This is a genomic window from Streptomyces coeruleorubidus (assembly GCF_028885415.1).
GTDB lineage: Bacteria > Actinomycetota > Actinomycetes > Streptomycetales > Streptomycetaceae > Streptomyces > Streptomyces coeruleorubidus_A.
The window spans coordinates 5,590,432-5,610,196 of sequence record NZ_CP118527.1 but is presented as its reverse complement, the minus strand read 5'-3'; the positions used below and the strand labels follow the sequence as shown (position 1 = coordinate 5,610,196).

At 72.9% G+C, this 19,765-nt stretch carries 17 protein-coding genes; 9 read left to right on the top strand and 8 right to left on the bottom strand.

The features are described 5' to 3' along the window. Positions 1–91 precede the first annotated feature (91 nt). Positions 92–2,248, top strand: a complete 2,157-nt coding sequence (locus PV963_RS26130; RefSeq protein ID WP_274818162.1) for a serine/threonine-protein kinase — start codon at positions 92–94, stop codon at positions 2,246–2,248. Between the two features lie 67 nt (positions 2,249–2,315). Here the strand turns inward: PV963_RS26130 and ilvD are convergent, their stop codons facing one another. From ilvD to PV963_RS26110, 4 genes are all read right to left on the bottom strand, one after another. Further along, positions 2,316–4,169, bottom strand: a complete 1,854-nt coding sequence (gene ilvD, locus PV963_RS26125; protein ID WP_274818161.1) for a dihydroxy-acid dehydratase — start codon at positions 4,167–4,169, stop codon at positions 2,316–2,318. Between the two features lie 131 nt (positions 4,170–4,300). Then, positions 4,301–4,939 carry a TetR/AcrR family transcriptional regulator gene (locus PV963_RS26120; RefSeq protein ID WP_274818160.1) on the bottom strand — a complete coding sequence of 213 codons (639 nt, stop codon included), beginning with the start codon at positions 4,937–4,939 and terminating at the stop codon, positions 4,301–4,303. 37 nt (positions 4,940–4,976) lie between these two features. Further along, positions 4,977–5,801, bottom strand: a complete 825-nt coding sequence (locus tag PV963_RS26115) for a sugar phosphate isomerase/epimerase family protein (RefSeq protein WP_189725897.1) — start codon at positions 5,799–5,801, stop codon at positions 4,977–4,979. Positions 5,802–5,892: 91 nt separating this feature from the next. Continuing rightward, positions 5,893–6,825, bottom strand: coding sequence for a Ppx/GppA phosphatase family protein (locus tag PV963_RS26110; protein WP_274818159.1), 933 nt, complete (start codon positions 6,823–6,825; stop codon positions 5,893–5,895). 71 nt (positions 6,826–6,896) lie between these two features. Here PV963_RS26110 and PV963_RS26105 point away from each other — a divergent pair, with 71 nt between their 5' ends. After that, complete coding sequence (locus tag PV963_RS26105) at positions 6,897–7,697, top strand: hypothetical protein (protein ID WP_274818158.1); 801 nt, start codon at positions 6,897–6,899, stop codon at positions 7,695–7,697. 67 nt (positions 7,698–7,764) lie between these two features. Here PV963_RS26105 and PV963_RS26100 read toward each other — a convergent pair whose 3' ends face one another. Continuing rightward, positions 7,765–9,507 carry a BACON domain-containing protein gene (locus tag PV963_RS26100; RefSeq protein WP_274818157.1) on the bottom strand — a complete coding sequence of 581 codons (1,743 nt, stop codon included), beginning with the start codon at positions 9,505–9,507 and terminating at the stop codon, positions 7,765–7,767. A gap of 196 nt (positions 9,508–9,703) precedes the next feature. Here PV963_RS26100 and radA point away from each other — a divergent pair, with 196 nt between their 5' ends. Together radA and disA are read left to right on the top strand one after the other, a co-directional pair. Further along, on the top strand, positions 9,704–11,113 hold the full coding sequence (gene radA / locus PV963_RS26095; RefSeq protein WP_274818156.1) for a DNA repair protein RadA: 1,410 nt from the start codon (positions 9,704–9,706) through the stop codon (positions 11,111–11,113). 81 nt (positions 11,114–11,194) lie between these two features. Then, a complete protein-coding gene (disA, locus tag PV963_RS26090; protein WP_274818155.1) occupies positions 11,195–12,319 on the top strand; it encodes a DNA integrity scanning diadenylate cyclase DisA in 1,125 nt (374 codons plus the stop codon). 90 nt (positions 12,320–12,409) lie between these two features. Here the strand turns inward: disA and PV963_RS26085 are convergent, their stop codons facing one another. Then, a complete protein-coding gene (locus PV963_RS26085) occupies positions 12,410–13,279 on the bottom strand; it encodes a hypothetical protein (protein ID WP_274818154.1) in 870 nt (289 codons plus the stop codon). 175 nt (positions 13,280–13,454) lie between these two features. On the opposite strand from PV963_RS26085, the gene PV963_RS26080 reads away from it, so the two are divergent. Further along, positions 13,455–14,096, top strand: a complete 642-nt coding sequence (locus tag PV963_RS26080) for a phosphatase PAP2 family protein (protein WP_274818153.1) — start codon at positions 13,455–13,457, stop codon at positions 14,094–14,096. Positions 14,097–14,157: 61 nt separating this feature from the next. On the opposite strand, the gene PV963_RS26075 is transcribed toward PV963_RS26080, so the two are convergent. Both PV963_RS26075 and PV963_RS26070 read right to left on the bottom strand, forming a co-directional pair. Continuing rightward, the gene (locus PV963_RS26075; RefSeq protein ID WP_274818152.1) at positions 14,158–14,832 is read right to left on the bottom strand and encodes a response regulator transcription factor; all 675 of its coding nucleotides are present in this window, start codon (positions 14,830–14,832) and stop codon (positions 14,158–14,160) included. Beyond that, positions 14,829–16,403, bottom strand: coding sequence for a sensor histidine kinase (locus PV963_RS26070; protein ID WP_274818151.1), 1,575 nt, complete (start codon positions 16,401–16,403; stop codon positions 14,829–14,831). Before PV963_RS26070 ends, PV963_RS26075 begins: the two co-directional genes overlap by 4 nt. 119 nt (positions 16,404–16,522) lie before the next feature. On the opposite strand from PV963_RS26070, the gene PV963_RS26065 reads away from it, so the two are divergent. The 4 genes from PV963_RS26065 (at position 16,523) to cseB (ending at position 19,763) form a co-directional block, all read left to right on the top strand. Beyond that, positions 16,523–17,458: an A/G-specific adenine glycosylase gene (locus PV963_RS26065; protein ID WP_274818150.1), complete on the top strand. Its 936-nt coding sequence runs from the start codon at positions 16,523–16,525 to the stop codon at positions 17,456–17,458. Positions 17,459–17,743: 285 nt separating this feature from the next. After that, positions 17,744–18,283: a SigE family RNA polymerase sigma factor gene (locus PV963_RS26060; protein ID WP_274818149.1), complete on the top strand. Its 540-nt coding sequence runs from the start codon at positions 17,744–17,746 to the stop codon at positions 18,281–18,283. Beyond that, a complete protein-coding gene (locus PV963_RS26055; protein WP_274818148.1) occupies positions 18,271–18,924 on the top strand; it encodes a hypothetical protein in 654 nt (217 codons plus the stop codon). The genes PV963_RS26060 and PV963_RS26055 overlap by 13 nt, the downstream gene beginning before the upstream one ends. A 137-nt stretch (positions 18,925–19,061) precedes the next feature. Continuing rightward, positions 19,062–19,763: a two-component system response regulator CseB gene (gene cseB / locus PV963_RS26050; protein ID WP_274818147.1), complete on the top strand. Its 702-nt coding sequence runs from the start codon at positions 19,062–19,064 to the stop codon at positions 19,761–19,763. The last annotated feature ends 2 nt before the right edge of the window (positions 19,764–19,765 follow it).

Genomic DNA, 19,765 nt, shown 5'->3' with positions numbered 1-19,765 from the left:
GCGGAGGCTAGCAAGCCGCCTCTGCCTCGCACGAGTCATCGACTAGGCTCCGTGCGTCGCGCGCGCGGACGAACAGCACGGGGGTGGTCCCATGGCGCCACAGCGAAACGTCGGAGCGGACCTGGAAGCGGAACTTCCTGAGTACGCCGGTCACTACCGGCTGGAGTCCTGTCTGGGCTCGGGCGGCATGGGGGTCGTTCATCTGGCCCGGAGCACTTCCGGGATGAAGCTCGCCGTGAAGGTCGTGCACGCGGAGTTCGCCAAGGACCCCGAGTTCAGGGGGCGTTTCCGGCAGGAGGTCGGGGCCGCGCGGCGGGTCAGCGGGGCCTTCACCGCGCCCGTCGTGGATGCCGATCCCGAGGCCGGACGGCCCTGGATGGCCACGCTGTTCATTCCGGGCCCGACGCTGGCCCAGGAGGTGAAACGGAACGGGCCCTTGGCCCCGGCGCAGTTGCGTCGGCTGATGGCCGGGCTCGCGGAGGCGCTGCGTGACATCCACCGGGTCGGGGTGGTGCACCGGGATCTGAAACCGAGCAATGTCCTGCTCGCCGAGGACGGGCCGAAGGTCATCGACTTCGGCATTTCCCGGCCAAAGGACAGCGAACTGCGGACCGAGACCGGGAAGCTGATCGGTACGCCGCCGTTCATGGCGCCCGAGCAGTTCCGGCGGCCCAGGGAAGTGGGGCCCGCCGCCGATGTGTTCGCCCTCGGGTCCGTGATGGTGCATGCGGCGACCGGGCGCGGGCCGTTCGACTCCGACAGTCCGTACGTCGTCGCCTATCAGGTCGTGCACGACGAGCCCGAGCTGGCCGGTGTACCCCAGGAGCTGGCGCCGCTCGTGCTGCGGTGTCTCGCCAAGGAGCCCGAGGACCGGCCTTCCCCCGACGAGTTGATGCGGGAACTGCGCTCGGTGGCGGCCTCGTACGACACGCAGGCGTTCATACCGGCGCAGCGGGTGGACGACGCTCCGGCGGAGGAAGAGGAACAGGCAGCGGCTGCGGAGCAGGTCGGCGGGGGGCCTGCGCCCGGTGTGTCCGGGGGTGGGAAGCCGTCGCGCCGGTCCAGGGTGCGGCTCGGTAAGCGGGCGGCTCTCGGTGCGGGGGCCCTCGGGCTGGCCGTCGTCGGTGCGCTGGTGTCGGTTGGCTTGCTGGGGGGTGGCGGGCCGGCGCCCGAGGTCGCCGCTCCGCGGACCACGTCGGCCGCGTTCACCGGGTGGGAGGCGAAGCCGTTGTCCGGGAAGGGCACGCCTCGGTGTTCGTACGCGGCGGGGAAGCTGCTGTGTGCGCAGACCGGGCTGGTCTTCGCTCTCGATCCTGTCGACGGGCGGCTGCTGTGGCGGCATCCTCTGGACGGGGTCGCCGCGAGCGGGCCGCCGAGTGGGGCTCCGGTCGTGTCGGGTGGGCTGGTGCCGGCCGGGCTGGGCCAGGGGCCGCGGGTGACGATGCTCGACCCCGGCTCGGGTGACGTGGAGCGGCGGCAGAAGCTGCCCGGGTACGGAGGGCTGCGGGCCGTCGGCGGGATGCTGCTGCTCACCGCGGCCGACGGCACCGTCACCGGCGTGGAGAGCGCCTCGGGTGACGTGAAGTGGCGTCATCGGATTCCGGGACAGGACGCGCCGTACTTCGTCTCGTTCCCCGGTGATCCGCTGGCGTACGCGGCGAGCGTGTCGGGCGACGGGTCCGGCACGAAGGTCACGGCGGTGGATCCGGGCACGGGCGACGTGCGGTGGGACGCGCGGCTGGAGGGGGCGTTGCAGCCTCTCGGGGCTGTGGACGGGGCTGTCGTGTTCGTGGCGGTCGACGCCGTGCGCGGGGAGGCGCGGGCCGTGGTCCGCTACGACCCGGAGAGCCGGGCGAGTGTGCGGGTGCCGTTGCGGATTCCGTTGCAGCAGGTGGAGGGGAGTGTGCGCGGGGGCGTCGTTCATCTGATGGCGACGGGTGGGTCGCTGGTCGCCGTCGACCTGGAGGCGCGCAGGCAGCGGTGGAGTCTGGAGACGGGTGTCGTGCGGGGGTCGACGCCGGTCGCGAGCGACCGGTACGTGTACGTGACCGTGCCGGACGGGCGGCTGCTCGCCGTCGACGCGCGGCGCGGGAAGCTCGTCGGCGAGACGTCTGTGCGGCTGGGCGACCGGTCGGACCGGGTTCCGGCCGCGCTCCCCGAGCCCCTGCTGGTGAACGACCGCGTCTACGCCGGTGCGCCGGACGGGACCGTCTTCGCCGTGAACGGGCGTGACCCGTCCGGCTGGTAGGGCGACGGAAGCGTACGCGGCAGGGCCGCCTCCGGGAGACCGGGGGCGGCCCTGCCGCGTGGAGCGCTCAGCCCAGCATCGTCACGTCGCGCACGGCGCCCTTGTCCGCGCTGGTCGCCATCGCCGCGTAGGCCCGCAGCGCCGCCGAGACCTTGCGGTCGCGGTTCTTCGGGGCGTACACGCCGTTCAGCGCCTGATCGCGGCGGGCCAGCTCGGCGTCGTCGACGAGGAGCTCGATGGAGCGGTTCGGGATGTCGATGCGGATGCGGTCGCCGTCCTCGACGAGGGCGATGGTGCCGCCGCCGGCCGCCTCGGGCGAGGCGTGCCCGATGGAGAGGCCGGACGTGCCGCCGGAGAAGCGGCCGTCGGTGATCAGGGCGCAGGTCTTGCCGAGGCCGCGGCCCTTCAGGTACGAGGTCGGGTAGAGCATCTCCTGCATGCCGGGGCCGCCCTTGGGGCCCTCGTAGCGGATGACGACGACGTCGCCCTCCTTGATCTGCTTCAGCAGGATCTTCTCGACGGCCTCCTCCTGCGACTCGCAGACGACCGCCGGGCCCTCGAAGGTCCAGATCGACTCGTCGACGCCGGCCGTCTTCACCACGCAGCCGTCGACCGCGAGGTTGCCCTTGAGGACCGCGAGGCCGCCGTCCTTGGAGTACGCGTGCTCGACGGAGCGGATGCAGCCGCCCTCGGCGTCCTCGTCGAGGGCCTCCCAGCGCTCCGACTGGGAGAAGGCCTCCGCGGAGCGGACGCAGCCGGGGGCCGCGTGCCACAGCTCGACCGCCTCGGGGGACGGGGAGCCGCCGCGCACGTCCCAGGTCTTCAGCCAGTCGTCCAGGGACGGGCTGTGGACCGAATGCACGTCCTCGTTGAGCAGGCCCCCGCGGTGCAGCTCGCCGAGCAGGGCGGGGATGCCGCCGGCGCGGTGCACGTCCTCCATGTAGTACGTGCGGTCCTTGGCGACGTTCGGCGCCACCTTGGCCAGGCAGGGGACCCGGCGGGAGACCGCGTCGATCTCCTCCAGGCCGAAGGGGACGCCGGCCTCCTGGGCCGCGGCCAGCAGGTGCAGGATCGTGTTGGTCGAGCCGCCCATCGCGATGTCGAGGGCCATGGCGTTCTCGAAGGCCGCGAAGGTGGCGATGTTGCGCGGCAGGACCGTCTCGTCGTCCTGCTCGTAGTAGCGGCGGGTGATGTCCATGACCGTGTCGGCCGCGTCGACGTACAGCTGTTTGCGGGCCGTGTGGGTCGCCAGCACCGAGCCGTTGCCGGGGAGGGAGAGGCCGATGGCCTCGGTGAGGCAGTTCATCGAGTTGGCGGTGAACATGCCGGAACACGAGCCGCAGGTCGGACAGGCGTTCTCCTCGATGCGGAGGATGTCCTCGTCCGAGATCTTGTCGTTCACGGCGTCGGAGATCGCGTCGACCAGGTCGAGCGTGCGGACCGTGCCGTCGACCAGGGTGGCCCGGCCGGACTCCATCGGGCCACCGGAGACGAAGACCGTCGGGATGTTCAGGCGCAGGGCCGCGTTGAGCATGCCCGGAGTGATCTTGTCGCAGTTGGAGATGCAGATCAGGGCGTCGGCGCAGTGGGCCTCGACCATGTACTCCACGCTGTCCGCGATCAGGTCGCGGGAGGGGAGGCTGTAGAGCATGCCGCCGTGGCCCATGGCGATGCCGTCGTCGACGGCGATCGTGTTGAACTCGCGCGGGATACCGCCGGCCTCGACGATCGCCTCGCTGACGATCCGGCCGACCGGCTGGAGGTGGGTGTGGCCGGGCACGAACTCCGTGAAGCTGTTGGCGACCGCGATGATCGGCTTGCGGCCGATGTCCGCACCCGGTACACCGGAGGCGCGCATAAGGGCGCGGGCGCCCGCCATGTTGCGGCCGTGGGTGACTGTGCGGGACCTCAGCTCGGGCATCGTCGCTCGCTCCTTCAGAGACTGCGTCAGATGATTCGGAGATTTCTGACTGCTACCGAGCGTACGCCGGTCATCCAGAGGTCGGGACGGAGTGTCCGGAATACGGGATGCCCATCTCGGCCGACGGCGGTTCAGGGCCCGGTGAGGTGGCCCTGTACGACGGGTGCCAGCCGCGCGATGATCTGCTCGGGGTCCGCCGAGGCCAGCGGCTCGACCTTGATGACGTACCGCAGCATCGCGGTGCCCACGAGCTGGGCGGCGGCGAGCTCGGCCCGCAGTTCGGCGTCCGGCAGGTCCAGTCGTACGGCGATGCGGCGCAGGACCTGGGTCGCGATGATGCGGCGGAAGACGGCCGCCGCGGTCTCGTTGGTGACGGCGGAGCGGACGACGGCGAGCAGGGGCGTGCGGGTGGCCGGGTTCTCCCAGACGCCGAAGAAGAAGCGGGCCAGGCGCTCCCCCACGCCGTCGAGCGGGCCCTCCTCGATGGCCTTCGGCGCCTGCAGGGCGGGTCCGAAGGACTGGGTGATCGCCGCCTCGAAGACCTGCTCCTTCTTCCCGAAGTAGTGGTGCACGAGCGCCGAGTCGACCCCGGCCGCCTTGGCGATGCCGCGCACGGACGTCTTCTCGTAGCCGCGTTCGGAGAACTCGTCGCGGGCGGCGGTCAGGATGCGGTCACGGGTGTCGGCCGACTCCGTGCGCGGGGGGCGGCCGCGGCGGCGGGCGGTGATCCCCGTGCCGGCCGGGGGCCCGCCCGGGGGCAGGTCACTCATCGTCTCGCCGTTTCGGTCGTCGGCTCGGCGCCCTCGTTCATCGCCTCGGCACCTTCACCGCCGAGGCCAGGTGCAGGCGCGTGAAGGCCAGCGCCTCCGCCAGGTCGGCCTCGCGCTCCGCGCTCGACATGGCGCGGCGGGTGTTGACCTCGATCACGACGTGCCCGTCGAAGCCGGTCAGGGCGAGCCGCTCCAGCACCTCGGCGCAGGGCTGGGTGCCGCGGCCGGGCACGAGGTGCTCGTCCTTGGCCGAGCCCCTGCCGTCGGCGAGGTGGACGTGGCCCAGGCGGTCGCCCATGCGGTCGACCATGTCCAGCGCGTCGGCGCGGGCCGTCGCGGTGTGGCTGAGGTCGATCGTGAAGTGGCGGTAGTCGTCCTTCGTCACGTCCCAGTCGGGGGCGTACGCGAGCATCTCGCGGTCGCGGTAGCGCCAGGGGTACATGTTCTCGACGGCGAACCGTACGTCCGTCTCGTTCGCCATGCGCCAGATGCCCGCGACGAAGTCCCTGGCGTACTGGCGCTGCCAGCGGAAGGGCGGATGGACGACGACGGTGCTCGCGTCGAGCTTCTCGGCCGCCGCGCGGGCCCGCTGGAGCTTGGTCCAGGGGTCCGTCGACCAGACGCGCTGCGTGATGAGCAGGCAGGGGGCGTGCACGGCCAGGACCGGGATCTGGTGGTAGTCGCTGAGTCTGCGCAGGGCCTCGATGTCCTGGCTCACGGGGTCGGTCCAGACCATGACCTCGACTCCGTCGTAGCCGAGGCGCGCGGCGATCTCGAAGGCCGTGGCCGTCGACTCCGGGTAGACCGAGGCCGTCGACAGGGCGACCTTCGCGTCCGGGATCTTTACGGCTGGCTCTGCCATGCAGGACAGATTACGGGGTGTGGTCGGGGTGGAGCGGGGTGCCTGTTGGCCGTTGTGGTGTTTGCCACGGGCGGGCATGGTGCAAGGCCCCCTAAACGGACTCCATGTGATCCAGGCGACGCAGGATCACGCCCTCCCTGAGCGCCCACGGGCAGATTTCCAGGCGCTCCACGCCGAAGAGGTCCATCGCGGCCTCGGCCACCAGCGCGCCCGCCAGCAGCTGGCCCGCCCTGCCCTCCGAGACGCCCGGGAGCTCGGCTCGTTCCGCCTCCGTCATGCCGGCCAGCCTCGGGACCCAGCCCTCCAGGGACTCCCGCTTGAGTTCGCGCTGGACGTAGAGGCCCTCGGCGGAGCGGGCGGCTCCGGCGATGCGGGCGAGCTGCTTGAAGGTCTTGGACGTGGCGACGACGTGGTCGCGCCCGCCGAAGCGGCTGAACTCGCCGACCGTGCGGGCGATCTCGGTCCGGACGTGCCGGCGCAGGGCCCGGACGTCGTCGGGCGCGGGCGGGTCGCCGGGCAGCCAGCCGGCGGTGAGGCGGCCGGCGCCCAGCGGCAGGGAGGCGGCCGCGTCGGGCTCCTCGTCGATGCCGTAGGCGATCTCCAGGGAGCCGCCGCCGATGTCCAGGACCAGCAGTTTCCCGGCCGACCAGCCGAACCAGCGGCGGGCGGCGAGGAAGGTGAGGCGGGCCTCCTCCTCGCCGGTGAGGACCTGGAGCTCGACGCCGGTCTCGGTGCGCACGCGCGCGAGGACGTCATCGGCGTTGCGGGCCTCGCGCACGGCGGAGGTGGCGAACGTCAGGAGGTCCTCGACGCCCTTGTCCTCGGCGGCCTGGAGCGACTCCTGGACGACCGAGATCAGCCGGTCGACGCCCTGGGGGCCGATCGCGCCGTCGTCGTCGAGGAGCTGGGCGAGGCGCAGTTCCGCCTTGTGCGAGTGCGCGGGCAACGGGCACGCGCCGGGGTGCGCATCCACCACGAGCAGATGCACCGTGTTCGATCCCACGTCGAGGACACCGAGTCTCATGTACGGAACGCTACTGCCAGCCGTGCCGTCCGCCGTCCTCGGTGCGGGCACAAGGCCCGTACCCTGGACCCGTGCCAAAGACGAAAAAGGCGAAGCGCGACAAATCACCGGCCGTCCCGCGGTCCGACGAGAAGGGCCTCGACTTCGCCCGTGCCTGGGTGGAGTTTCCTGATCCGGCGGACGACGAGCAGGTCTTCCGCTGCGATCTGACATGGCTGACCTCTCGCTGGAACTGCATCTTCGGCAGCGGCTGCCAGGGCATCCAGGCCGGCCGCGCGGACGACGGGTGCTGCACGTTGGGTGCCCACTTCTCCGACGAGGACGACGAGAAGCGGGTCGCCGAGCATGTGGCGAGGCTCACGCCGGACATCTGGCAGCACCACAGCGAGGGCACGAGGAACGGCTGGATCTCCGAGGACGAGGACGGCGACCGGCAGACACGTCCCTTCCAGGGCTCGTGCATCTTCCAGAACCGGCCCGGCTTCGCGGGCGGCGCGGGCTGCTCGCTGCACATCCTCGCCCTGAAGGAGGGCCGCGAGCCGCTGGAGACCAAGCCGGACGTGTGCTGGCAGCTGCCGGTGCGGCGGACCTACGAGTGGATCGACCGGCCCGACGACACGCGTGTGCTCCAGGTGTCGATCGGTGAGTACGACCGCCGCGGCTGGGGGCCGGGCGGCCACGACCTGCACTGGTGGTGCACCTCGGCGACCTCGGCGCACGGCGCGGGCGAGCCGGTGTACGTCTCCTACCGGCCGGAGCTGATCGAGCTGATGGGCAAGGCCGGCTACGACCGGCTGGTGGAGCTGTGCGAGGAGCGGCTGGCCTCGCAGCTGCCGTTGCTGGCGCCGCATCCGGCGGATCCGGTCGACTGACGTCCGCGACCACTTCGGATTTCAGGGCGTGCAGGTCTTTCGGGGCTTTCGGGGCTGCTACGGCCGTCTAGGACGTGGACGGACTCGGGTCGCCGCCGTCCGAGGGCGGGGGCGTCGAGCCCGTCGGGTCCGGGTCCGGGTCCGGGTTCGTTGGTGTGGGTGTGGGGTCCGGGTCGGGTGACGGGGGCGGGGTGGTCGGCGTCGGGTCCGGTGGGGCCGAGGTCGTGGGCGTCGGGTCGGGCTGGGTCTCAGGCGGGTCGCCCGGGCCGCCGGGGCGGGGGTCCGGACGCGGGCCGGGGTCGGACGGGCTGGGCGCGGTGCCGAAGCCCTCGATGTGGACGACGGCGCCCACCGGTGCGACCGCCACCTGCGCGCGCCAGGGGCCGGAGGGCTCCCGCAGATGGTCGACGTACACCTTGATCGTCAACGACTCGCCGGGCCGGAGCGTTCCCGAGGACTGGCTCAGGTAGAGCCAGTCCGCTCCCGTGGACGCGGCCCAGCGGACCGGGGCCGGGCCCGTGGCGCTCAGGGTGACGAGGGTGGTGTCGCCGCTGTTGCCGGCCGTGACCTCCAGGCCGGCCGCACTCTTGCCGGCGCCGGCGACGCCGATGACCTCGACGGAGACGTCGGCCTTGCCCTTCTTGCCGAAGCGGGGGCCGGGTCTGGTGCTCGCGTTGCCGGTGTTCTCGTAGCCGCCGCCGGCCATCTCGCCGTCCAGGCCGAACGGGTCGTCCGCCTCGCGTGCGGAGGCGGAGCGGACGTCCTGGCCCTCGCCGACGGGGGTGCCCCGGTAGGCGGCCCACAGGGCGAGCACGGGGGCGGCCACGACGGTGGCGACGACGGTCGTGGTGACGGCACGCGCGCGCAGGCGGTCCCTTCGGGCGGCGCGGTCCTTGGGGTCCATCGGGAAGCCGCGCCGGTCGAAGCGGGGTCCGGCGCCACGCGCGCGTGGCTGGTGGGCCATGGCGACGTGCAGGGCCGCGCGGGGGGCCGGCAGGACGGGCAGTTCGGCGGGTGTGACGCTGGTGCCGGGCCAGCGGCCGGGGACGGCGCGCTCGGCGGTGCGGCGGCAGCGCGGGCAGTCGTCGACGTGCCGGACGAGTTCGCGGCGCAGGGCCGTGCCGAGCACGGGCCGGTCGTCGCCGACGAGGTGCGCGACGCTCGGACACGCCCCGGTCTCGACCACGGCCAGGGCCGCACGCGTGCGTTCCACCTCGCAGGCGGCGGAGGCGAGCAGGTCGCGGGCGGCGGGCGGGTCCATGCCCAGGACGGCGGCGACCTCCTGGGCGGCGAGGTGGTGGCGCACGGCCAGTTCGAGCGCCTCGCGCTGCTCCGGGGTGGTGCCGGCGGCCTCCGGCCAGGCCAGCAGGGCCAGTTCGCGCCGCCGCCGCTCCCGGACCTCCTCGGAGACGGCCGGACCGGCCGGCCGGTCGGCGCGCTGCGGACGGCCCGCCGCGTGGCTGCTCAGACGTTTCTGCTTGGCCTCGGCCAGCTTGCGCAGGCACGCCCAGCGGGCCAGCGCGTACAGCCACGCCCTGCGGTCGGCGGGGGCGTCGGGTACGTGCTTGCCGCGGCGTTCGGCGAGGGCGAGGGCGTTGCCCAGGGCGGCGGTCGCGGCGTCGTGGTCGCAGAGCACGGACAGGCAGTACGTGAACAGGCCGTCCAGGTAGGGCTCGTAGCGCGCGGGCGGCCGCTGCGCCAGCGTGCGCGCCGCCCCTCGGTCACGCGCTTCCCGGTGCGCCCTGTGCGGGCCGGCCGTGCGGGTCGAGCGGGTCGAGCGGGTCGAGATCTCCGGAGTACTGCTCATCATTCGGCGACCGTAGGGGGCCGGGAGTGGTACCTTCCGGCGGCTTGAGCACATTTAATCCGTACGGGTGAAACGATCCCTCAAATGGGGACATGAACCAGTGGTTCCGCCGCTGGCGCGGGGTGGCGGAGCCCTGGCGCGCAGGTGGCCGACCCGGTCGGTCCCCGCGTTGTCAGTGCCTGCGGCTACGGTTTCGCCCATGGCTGCCCGTACGAAGACCACCAAGGACCGCCCGTCCTACCGCTGCACGGAGTGCGGCTGGCAGACGGCGAAGTGGCTCGGCCGCTGCCCCGAGTGCCAGGCCTGGGGGACGGTCGAGGAGTACGGCACGCCCGCGGTCCGTACGACGACACCGGGGCGGGTCACCACCTCCGCCGTGCCCATCGGCCAGGTGGACGGTCGCCAGGCCACCGCCCGCTCCACCGGCGTGCCCGAGCTGGACCGCGTGCTCGGCGGCGGACTCGTGCCCGGCGCGGTGGTGCTGGTCGCGGGCGAGCCCGGCGTCGGCAAGTCGACGCTGCTGCTCGACGTGGCGGCCAAGTCGGCGAGCGACGAGCACCGCACGCTGTACGTCACGGGCGAGGAGTCGGCGAGCCAGGTCCGGCTGCGCGCCGACCGCATCGGCGCCATCGACGACCACCTCTACTTGGCCGCCGAGACGGATCTGGCGGCGGTGCTGGGCCACTTGGACGCGGTGAAGCCGTCGCTGCTGATCATGGACTCGGTGCAGACGGTGGCCTCCCCGGAGATCGACGGCGCGCCCGGCGGCATGGCCCAGGTGCGGGAGGTCGCCGGGGCCCTGATCCGGGCCTCCAAGGAGCGCGGCATGTCCACGCTGCTCGTGGGCCATGTCACCAAGGACGGCGCCATCGCGGGCCCGCGCCTGCTGGAACACCTGGTGGACGTCGTCCTGCACTTCGAGGGCGACCGGCACGCCCGCCTCCGGCTCGTCCGGGGCGTCAAGAACCGCTACGGCACCACCGACGAGGTCGGCTGCTTCGAGCTGCACGACGAGGGCATCACGGGCCTGACCGACCCGAGCGGACTCTTCCTGACCCGCCGGGCCGAACCGGTCCCGGGCACCTGCCTGACCGTCACCCTGGAGGGCCGCCGCCCGCTGGTCGCCGAGGTCCAGGCGCTCACGGTCGACTCGCAGATCCCCTCCCCGCGCCGCACCACCTCGGGCCTGGAGACCTCCCGGGTCTCGATGATGCTGGCGGTGCTGGAACAGCGCGGACGGATCAGCGCCTTGGGCAAAAGGGACATCTACTCCGCGACGGTCGGCGGTGTGAAGCTCTCGGAACCGGCCGCGGACCTGGCCGTCGCCCTCGCGCTGGCCAGCGCTGCGAGTGACACACCTCTCCCCAAGAACCTCGTCGCGATCGGGGAAGTCGGCCTCGCGGGCGAGGTGAGACGGGTCACGGGCGTGCAGCGCAGGCTGGCCGAAGCCCACCGTCTGGGCTTCACACACGCCCTCGTACCGGGCGACCCGGGCAAGATCCCCTCGGGTATGAAGGTTCTGGAAGTCGCGGACATAGGGGACGCCCTGCGGGTCCTCCCCCGGTCCCGTCGCAGAGAGGCCCCACGGGACGAGGAGGGTCGCCGGTAGACTTTGCCCTGGTCTCGCCCGTCCGTGCGAACCAGGTGTGCGACACGGGGGCGCCCCAGAACCTGCGACCGGAGGAGTGCAGTGGCAGCCAACGACCGGGCATCAGCTCCCGGAAAGTCCGGCGGGAGTGCCGGTACCGAGGGCCTGATGCGCGCCTCGCTGAGCGCCGTGGCACCCGGAACCGCCCTGCGTGACGGCCTGGAGCGCGTGCTCCGCGGCAACACCGGCGGACTCATCGTCCTCGGCTCCGACAAGACGGTCGAGGCGCTGTGCACCGGCGGTTTCGTGCTGGACGTCGAGTTCACCGCGACCCGTCTGCGCGAGCTGTGCAAGCTGGACGGCGGCATCGTGCTGTCCTCGGACCTGTCGAAGATCCTGCGCGCGGGCGTGCAGCTGGTCCCCGACCCGACGATCCCCACGGAGGAGACGGGCACCCGGCACCGCACGGCGGACCGCGTCAGCAAGCAGGTCGGCTTCCCGGTCGTCTCGGTCTCCCAGTCGATGCGGCTGATCGCGCTGTACGTGGACGGCCAGCGCCGCGTCCTGGAGGACTCGGCGGCGATCCTGTCCCGCGCCAACCAGGCCCTGGCGACCCTGGAGCGCTACAAGCTCCGCCTCGACGAGGTCGCGGGCACGCTGTCGGCGCTGGAGATCGAGGACCTGGTGACCGTCCGGGACGTCTCGGCGGTCGCCCAGCGGCTGGAGATGGTGCGCCGTATCGCCACGGAGATCGCCGAGTACGTGGTGGAGCTGGGCACGGACGGCCGACTGCTGGCCCTCCAGCTCGACGAGCTGATCGCCGGTGTGGAGCCCGAGCGCGAGCTGGTCGTCCGGGACTACGTCCCCGAGCCCACCGCCAAGCGCTCCCGCACGGTCGACGAGGCGCTGGCCGAGCTGGACGCCCTCACTCATGCCGAGCTTCTCGAACTGCCCACGGTGGCCCGGGCGTTGGGCTACACCGGTTCGCCCGAGACGCTGGACTCGGCGGTGTCGCCGCGCGGCTTCCGTCTGCTCGCCAAGGTGCCCCGGCTCCCCGGCGCGATCATCGACCGCCTGGTCGAGCACTTCGGCGGCCTGCAGAAGCTGCTCGCCGCGAGCGTCGACGACCTCCAGACGGTGGACGGCGTCGGCGAGGCCCGGGCGCGCAGCGTCCGGGAGGGGCTGTCGCGACTGGCGGAGTCGTCGATCCTGGAGCGGTACGTCTAGGACCCCTGTGGCGAAAGTGCGTGAGGGCGGTACCCGGCAAGGGGTACCGCCCTCAGGTGTCTGAGCCGCCGAGGTCAGAGCCGCCGGGTTCTAGTCGGCCGACAGCACGAACGACGTCTGTACCTTCGCAAAGCTCGGAGCCTTCGCTTCCACCAGGTACGTGCCCGTCCCGGCCGAGCCCGCCGGAGGCGTGGCGCACTCGGGGACGCTCGGCTTGCGGTCCCAGCTCACGGTGTAGGTGATGCCGCTGCCCGCGGGCACCCGGTACAGCTGGTGCGCGGCGGCCTTGGGGCAGTCCTTGGAGGACCAGTAGGCGTCGTCGGAGCTCGCCGGGGTGATCGTGAACACCGCGTTCTTCGGCCCGAGATCGATCTTGCAGTCGCTGCCGGAGATGTTCCGCGCGGTCAGCAGGAACGTGGGCGCCTGCTCGGGGTCGTAGGTGTTGTGCCGGCTGCGCAGGCTGAACTTGACCGCGCTGGCGGTGCAGTCGGGCAGCGTGGAACCGGCCGGCAGCGTGTCACCCACGCCGACGCCGCCCACCGTGGTACCGCCGCCGGAACCACCGGCGCCGCCCGATCCGCCGGCCCCACCGGACCCGCCCGAGCCGGAACCGCCGCCGGAGCCCGCGGCGGAACCGTCCCCGGAGCCGTCACCCGAGCCGTCGCCGGAACCGTCCCCGGACCCGGACGACGAACCGCCGGAGCCCCCGCCGCCCGACTCGTCGCGTCCGCCGGGCGCTTGGCTGATGGCCGGACCCGAACTCGACGGGCCGGGCGTGATGGAGGGCGCGGGATTCTTGCCGTTGGCGTCGTTGTCGTGGTCCTTGCCGTCCCCGCCGCCCATGGTCACGATCCAGGTGGTCAGCAGCGCCAACAGGGCGACCACAGACACCAGTACGACCCTCCGACGCCAGTAGATGGAGGAGGGAAGCGGCCCGACCGGATTGCGCAGAGATCCCACGGCGCAAACCTTACGAGAGATCGGCGCGTTCGCTTGTCCCACCCGCCGCTCGAGACCACAACTTTTCCGGATCATCATCCCGGAAACCACCGCCCCACCCCTGTCTTTCGACAGGTACGGCACGCGACGATCGCTGGGTGTGACGGTATCGGCCCGCCGCCTACCGTCCGTGACCATGAACTTCGAGGACAGCGCGCTCTACCGCGACATCACCGACTTCGCCCATGACACCCCGATGTGGGTACAGCACGGGGCCGGCATATGGACGGAGGCCGGACTGCTGGTCTTCGTCGCGCTGTTCGCCACCGCCTGGTGGCGTGCCCGCCGCGACACTGCCCACGCGTTCGCGATCGCGGCCCTTGCACCTCTGGCCACGGCCGTGGCGTACGTGTGCAGCGAGGTGCTCAAGTCCGTGGTCGCACAGGAGCGTCCGTGCCGGGCGGTCGCCGGTGCGGCCGCGTCCCTCGCCGAATGCCCACCGCACGGCGACTGGTCCTTCCCGTCCAACCACGCCACGATCGCGGGCGCAGCGGCGGTCGCCCTCGCCCTGGTCCGGCGCGCGCTCCTGTGGCTGACGGCCCCGCTCGCCCTGCTCATGGCCTTCTCCCGGGTCTTCGTCGGCGTGCACTATCCGCACGACGTCGTCGCGGGGCTGGGGCTGGGCACGCTCGTCGTTCTCGTCGCCGTACGGCTGGGTGCGGGCCCGGCTACGCGGCTGGCCGAGGCGATGCGCACCTCGTCGGCGCCGGCCGTGCGGTGGTTCACCGGGCCGGGCGCGGCGCCCGTCGCGTCGTACGGCTCGCACGCGCGGCGCTGAGCCGACCGGTGTGCGCATCACCGAGCCGGGACGCGCCCCCACCGCTGCGCCGCCCGGGCCGTCACGACTCCACCAGCCCCGCCTCGTACGCCACGATCGCCGCCTGCACCCGGTTGCGCACGCCCAGCCGGTCCAGGACCGCGCTCACGTACGCCTTCACCGTGCCCTCGACGAGGTGCAGCCGGGCGGCGATCTCCGGGTTGGACAGGCCGGCGCCGACCAGGCCGAGCACCTCGCGTTCGCGGGGGCTCAGCACGGCCACGCGCGCGCGTGCCTGTGCCTCACGGGTGAGCCGGCCGCCACCGAGGCCCTCGTCGATGACGTACCGGGCCACCTTGGGCGAGAGGAACGCGGCGCCGGCGGCCACCGCCCGTACGCCGGCGATGAGTTCGTACGGGTCCCCGGATTTGAGCAGGAAGCCGGTGGCGCCGCCGCCGAGGGCGCGGGTCACGTAGGCGCCCTCGGAGAAGGTGGTGAGCATCGCGACGGCCGTGCCGGGCACGGTTCGTACGATCTCCTCCGCCGCGGTGAGGCCGTCCAGGCGGGGCATGCGGATGTCGAGCAGGGCCACGTCCGGGCGGTGGGCGCGGGCCAGCTCGACCGCCTCGCGGCCGTCGCCCGCCTCGGCGACGACCTCCGTCGCGCCGCTGCTGCCCAGGATGGCGCGTACTCCGGCCCGGACCATGGCCTCGTCGTCGGCCAGCAGCACGCGGATCGCCGTGCTCACCTCGCTCATCGTGCGAACTCCTCGTGTTCTTCCCGGCCTTCGCCGGACCGGCTGATGGTCGGCACCACGTCCTTGGCGACCAGCCGCCCGGCGGCGAAGCACAGTCTGAAGTGCTCGACGGAGACGAAGAGTTCGCCGCTCGCGCGGTAGTAGCGGCAGTCGGCTCCCTCGGGTGGGGCGGGGGCCCGGTCGTCGGGCGGGTCGTTCACGTCACGCTCGGGCAGCACGCGCTCGACGTCGGCCGCCGGGGCGCCGAGGCGCAGTTTCGCGTACGCGGCGGGTTCGAGCACCGAGTGCGTCTCGGCGTACGCGTACCAGCCGAAGGCGGCACCGACGAGGACGACACCCACACCGGCCGCGGTACCGAGGCCGACGGCGAAGCGACGCCGGGCGTGCGTGAACGGCGCGCGGACGGGGCCTGCCGGTCTGACCGCGGTCTGCTGCTCGGGGACGTACGCCCGGACCCGGAAGCCCTCCTTGTACGGGCCCGCCTCGAAGGTGCCGCCGACGGCGGTCACGGCGGCCCGCAGCCCGAGCAGGCCCGTGCCGCCCCGGGAGGGCCGGGAACAGTCCTGGGTGGCCCGGCCGTTGGTGATGACGACGGACGCCCCCGCGGCCCGCCCCGTCACCGCCACGGTCACGGCAGCGCCGGGTGCGTGCCGTGCCGCGTTGGTCAGTGCCTCCCGCACCACACGGTGCAGCAGCCGTTCGGCGACCCCGCCGGGCGCCGCGGCCGGGCCCTGCCCGGCGGGCTCCCAGCGCACCGGCAGGCCCGATTCCGCGGCCCGGGCGACGAGTTGCTCCAGGGTCTCGCCCGCAGGGGCCAGCGGCACGGGCTCGTCGTCGTCCTCGCGCAGGACGCCGATGATGCGGTGCAGCCGGTCCGTGGCGTCGGCGGCCGCCGCGCGCAGGCCGGCCGCCGCGGCCCGGTGCTCGCCGGCGAGTCCGGGGGCGACCTGGAGGGCGCCCGCGCGCAGGGCGATCAGGCTCAGCTCGTGGCCGAGGGAGTCGTGCATGTCCTGGGCGATCCGGGCCCGTTCGCGCAGCCGGGCGCGTTCCTCGGCGAAGCGGGCCTCGTCCTCGAGCCGGGCGGCGCGCAGCCAGCCCGCCTCGGCCAGCTCGCGGCTCAGCCGCCAGTAGCGACCGCCGAGCCAGGGGAAGACGCAGCCGAAGAGCAGCGTGCCCGTCATGACGAGCCACTCGGGGGCCGGGTCGACGCCGACGAGCACGATCCGGGCGGTGCCGGCGCAGCCGACGGCCGCGAAGCACAGCGCCGCGGGGCGTGCCCGGCCCGCCCGCAGCCCGAGCAGCAGCGCGAACACGCCGAGGGCCGGGCCGTAGGAGACGGTGAACAGGGACGGGGTGGCGGCGAGGCTCAGGGCCGCCGCCAGCCCGAAGGCCGCGAGCGGCAGCCGCCGGGACAGGCCGGCCGCGACCGCCAGGACCGTCACACCGGCCAGTTGCTGCCAGAGGGGACGCGGCTCGTTCAGCCCGATCCGGTCCGCCGTGAGCGCGGGCAGGGCGAGGGCCGCCCAGAGCAGGGCGCAGCCGCCGAGCCGGGCGAGGCGAGGACGTTGCATTCGCCCGACGCTATCGGCGGACGGCGGGGCGGCACCGCTGCCGATCGTCAGGTACGCCTGTCCCTCTTGGGTGGTGGTGTGCCCGGATCGCGGCCCCCGCGTGGCAGGATCGAATGGCCATGACTGCTCCCACGAAGCCCCCGCACACCAGCCCCACCGACCCCGCGTCCGGCCCGCCCCCCGGCGGGAGCCTGCACTCCCCCGTCATCGACTGGTTCGACGAGAACGCCCGTGACCTGCCGTGGCGGCGCCCCGAGGCCGGGGCGTGGGGTGTGATGGTCAGTGAGTTCATGCTCCAGCAGACGCCGGTGAACCGCGTCCTGCCCGTCTACGAGCAGTGGCTGGCCCGCTGGCCGCGCCCCGCCGACCTGGCCAAGGAGGCGCCCGGCGAGGCGGTCCGCGCCTGGGGCCGGCTCGGCTACCCGCGCCGCGCCCTCCGGTTGCACGGCGCCGCCGTCGCGATAACGGAACGGCACGGCGGTGACGTACCGGCCGACCACGCCCAGCTGCTGGCGCTGCCCGGCATCGGCGAGTACACGGCCGCCGCCGTCGCCTCCTTCGCCTACGGGCAGCGCCATCCGGTGCTGGACACCAATGTGCGCCGGGTCTTCGCCCGCGCGGTCACCGGCGTGCAGTACCCGCCGAACGCCACCACCGCCGCCGAGCGCAAGCTCGCCCGCGCGCTGCTGCCCGAGGACGAGCCGACCGCCGCGCGCTGGGCCGCCGCCTCCATGGAGCTGGGCGCCCTGGTGTGCACGGCCAAGAGCGAGTCGTGCCACCGCTGCCCGATCGCCGCGCAGTGCGCGTGGCGGCTGGCGGGCAAGCCGGAGCACGACGGGCCGCCGCGTCGCGGCCAGACGTACGCGGGCACCGACCGGCAGGTGCGCGGGCGGCTGCTCGCCGTGCTGCGGGATGCGCACGGTCCGGTTCCGCAGTCGGCCCTGGACCGGGTGTGGCACGAGCCGGTGCAACGGGCCCGCGCCCTGGACGGCCTCGTCGCCGACGGTCTGGTGGAGCCGCTGGCGGACGGGCTGTACCGGCTGCCGCTGACCTGACGTACAGGCAGGTCACAGGCGCGGGTCACCGCCCGTCACAATGATCGGGGTGGACAGATCGCCCTTAATCCACCCCAACACGCCCACCGCTCTACCCCGTTCCGACGTCCGTTACACAACCGACGGACAGCCGAGTGCTAGCCGAAGGCTGCTTCGGACAGTGCCGTGACAACGCCTCCGTACCTTCAATTCCGTTCCCGGAAGACACGGGACAAGCACGGAACACAGGCAGTACACGGGCGGCGCGGAGCCGGCCCGTAACGGGGAAGCGGGAGGCGGTTCACCATGGCGCAGGGCGAGGTGCTCGAGTTCGAGGAGTACGTCCGCACGCGGCAGGACGCGCTGCTGCGCAGTGCCCGCCGTCTGGTCCCGGACCCGACGGACGCGCAGGACCTGCTGCAGACGGCGCTGGTACGGACGTACGGCCGCTGGGAGACCATAGAGGACAAGCGGCTGGCGGACGCCTACCTGCGCCGGGTGATGATCAACACGCGGACGGAGTGGTGGCGGGCCCGCAAGCTGGAGGAGGTGCCGACCGAGCAGCTCCCGGACGCCTCGGTCGACGACTCCACCGAGCAGCACGCGGACCGCGCCCTGCTGATGGACGTCATGAAGGTGCTCGCCCCGAAGCAGCGCAGTGTCGTCGTACTGCGACACTGGGAGCAGATGTCCACAGAAGAGACGGCCGCCGCCCTCGGCATGTCGGCCGGAACGGTCAAGAGCACGCTGCACCGGGCGCTCGCCCGGCTCCGCGAGGAGCTGGAGTCCCGCGATCTGGACGCACGCGCGCTGGAGCGTGAGGAGCGGGAGCGGTGCGCGGCCTGACCGGCGAGGGGTCTGCACGGACCCGGGGCGGCATCCAGGCGGTGAGTACGGCCCTGGCCGTGCTCACCGCCCTCGCCCTTTTCGTGTCCGCATGCGGCGCGGGCGGCACCGGCGCCCGGGACGAGGGCCCGGCGCACTCCGACTCGGTGGCGGGCGCCGCCGTCACACCGTCCGCCGCGCCCTCGAAGACGCCCGACACGGTCGACGCGGTCCGGCTCGTCAAGGACGACCCGAAGGTCTCCCCCGAGGTGAAGCGCGAGCTGAAGCCGTGCGTCGCCGACGAGTACCCCGTCGACGTGTCCTACGGCGACCTGACCGGCGGGGCGGCCGACGACGTCGTCGTCAACGTGCTGACCTGCGGTGACGCTGTGGGTGTCGGCAGTTACGTGTATCGCGAGCAGGACGGCTCGTACGAGAATGTGTTCAAGGCCGAGGAAACCCCGGTCTACGCGGAGATCGACCGTGGCGACCTGGTCGTGACCAAGCAGGTGTACGAGAAGGGCGACCCGGTGTCGAGTCCCTCCGGGGAGAACGTGATCACGTACAGATGGGTCTCCGGCCGGTTCGACGAGAAGTACCGCACGCACAACGACTACGGGAAAGTCGTCGGCGACACCCCTACGCCGGAGTCCGCGAGCTGACGCGGGCGGAGGGCGCGTGAACCGATCGGGCCGCTCGGAGCGATCCACCGGTGAACGCGTCACACGGACCGTGCGTCCCCCAGAGGGAACGCGACAGAACGCACCCCACGAACCACACGAGGACTGAGAGCACCGGGATGGCAGACCAGACCCACGTCCTGTTCGTCGAGGACGACGACGTCATCCGTGAGGCCACGCAGCTCGCCCTGGAACGGGACGGCTTCGTGGTCACCGCCATGCCCGACGGGCTGTCGGGCCTGGAGGCGTTCCGGGCGGACCGCCCCGACATCGCGCTGCTGGACGTCATGGTTCCCGGCCTCGACGGGGTCAGCCTGTGCCGCCGTATCCGGGACGAGTCGACCGTGCCGGTCATCATGCTGTCGGCGCGGGCCGACTCCATCGACGTCGTGCTGGGCCTGGAGGCGGGGGCCGACGACTATGTGACCAAGCCGTTCGACGGCGCCGTCCTGGTCGCCCGGATCCGCGCGGTGCTGCGCCGGTTCGGGCACGCGGGCGGCGGCCGGACCGAGGGGCCGGCCTCCCCGGCGAACGGCGGGGTGCTGACCTTCGGGGACCTGGCGGTCGACACCGAGGGCATGGAGGTCCGCCGGGCCGGGCAGCCGGTGGCGCTGACGCCGACCGAGATGCGGCTGCTGCTGGAGTTCTCCACGGCGCCGGGCACGGTGCTCTCCCGCGACAAACTGCTGGAGCGGGTGTGGGACTACGGCTGGGGCGGGGACACCCGCGTCGTCGACGTGCACGTGCAGCGGCTGCGGCAGAAGATCGGCCAGGACCGGATCGAGACGGTCCGCGGCTTCGGCTACAAGTTGAAGGCCTGAGC